At 70.7% G+C, this 1,837-nt stretch carries 1 protein-coding gene; it reads left to right on the plus strand.

The annotated features are described in order from the left end of the window. A partial coding sequence (locus ACGFMP_RS37200; protein ID WP_393678530.1) for a condensation domain-containing protein occupies positions 1–1,702 on the plus strand: 1,702 nt, incomplete at its 5' end. Between the last annotated feature and the right edge of the window lie 135 nt (positions 1,703–1,837).

The following is a 1,837-nucleotide window of genomic DNA, read 5'->3' on the forward strand; positions in this document are numbered from 1 at the left end:
GTTGTCGGGCAGGTTGCCGGAGTACATGCTGCCGTCCTCGATCTCGGTGATCGCCTCGTTGCCGGTGACGGTGAACGGGAAGCTCGACCGGGCCGTGCTACGGGGGATGGTGGGTGAGCCGCTGCCGGTCCGGGGCGGTGGTGACGAGCCGGTCACCGACACCGAACGCCTGCTGGCCGGTATCTGGTCCGACGTCCTGGGCACAGGACCCATCGGCCGCGATGACCATTTCTTCACCATCGGCGGCGACTCCATGCTCGCACTCCGCGTTTCCTTGGCCGCCGAGGAGAAGGGGCTGGAACTCAGCGTCCGCGACCTGTTCGTGTACCCGGTGCTGGCCGAGCTGGCGGCGGCGACCACGCCGGCGCTTCCGATCGCGGACACGGCGCAGACCGTCGCGGAGCCGGTTCCGGCCGCGGCCGACGGCGACGGCGACGGCGACGCAGTCACGGACACAGGCGCGGGCGCGGGCGAACGCTCGTACCCGGCCCTGCTGGTCCAGACGGGGATGCTCTTCGAGAGCGAGCGCGACCCGGACCGCCCGACCTACCACGTCGTGTCCGAGACGACCCTCGCCGTGCCCGGCCTCACCCGGCCCGCTCTGGCCGCGGCGCTGTCGGTGGTCACGGACGCCCAGCCGGGCCTGCGGACCGAGTTCGACCTGACGGGCGTGGACGGCCCCATGCGGCTGGTCCACGATCTGCCCGACCCGCTGTTGGAGTACGAGGACCTGTCGACGCTCGCACCGGACGCCGCGGAGAAGCGGATCGGGCAGATCAGGGAACGCGAACGCGAGCGTCCCTTCTACCGCGACGACTTCCCCCTGTGGCGGCTGACGTGCGCGGTCCTGCCCGGTGGCCGGGCGCGGATGTTCCTGTCCCACCATCACGCCCTGCTCGACGGCTGGAGCGTGGCGGTCTTCTTCGATCAGCTCCTGGCCGCGCTGACCGGAGGCGCGGTGGCCGTGCCGACCGAGGTCTGCAAACTCGCGGCGGAGGCGGAGGCGCGGGCACTCGCCTCGGATGACTCGGCGGCCTACTGGTCAGAGATGACCCGGCAGTGGCAGGCGCTCGCCGTGCCCGACCGACGCCGGCAGGAAGGGGAGCCGGCGGCCTGGTCGGTGAGCCGTTCCATCGACGAGCGGCTGCGGCAGGACATCGGCCGGGCCTGCGCGGCATGGAGGTGTTCACCCAAGCAGCTGTTCCTGGCCGCGCACCTGCGCGCCATCGAGCTGGTGGCCGGTCCCGACGCGCCGCGGCCTGGCACACTCGCCGTCGCCAACGCCCGGCCGGAAGCGGCGGACACCCACCTGGCCGTGGGCGTCTTCCTCAATGCCGTGCCGGTCCTGCCCGCCGCGGAAGACGCCTCCTGGCCCGATCGGGTCGCGCACGTGGCGGACGCCGAACTGGACATGCTGGAGCACCGGCACTTCCCCTTCGCCGCCATGCGCGCCCGCTTCGGGCTGCCGGCTCCGACGACATGGTTCACCTACACGGACTTCGGCGCGACTAGCATGGCCGACTTCATCGCGACGGTCACGGATCACACCGTCACCGAACTTCCGCTGACGGTCAGCGTGGTCGACGACGGCTTGGTGGTGGACGGTTCGAGCGACCACTTCACGGCCGCTGACGTCGCCGAGATCGTGGACCGGTATGTGCAGTGCCTGCGGGAGGCCGTGAGCGTGGTGTCCGCCGACTGATTCCAGAGTGCGCCGCCGTATCGGCGGCTCAGCGTGCGTAGTGGTTTTTCCGGTGTGGTCGGGTTGTCGGTTTGTTGAGGGTGAGGGTGGTGTGTGATGGGTGGTTTGGTTGTTCCGTCGTTGGTGGCGGGGTGG

Source organism: Streptomyces sp. NPDC049040, from assembly GCF_043197715.1.
Taxonomy (GTDB): domain Bacteria; phylum Actinomycetota; class Actinomycetes; order Streptomycetales; family Streptomycetaceae; genus Actinacidiphila.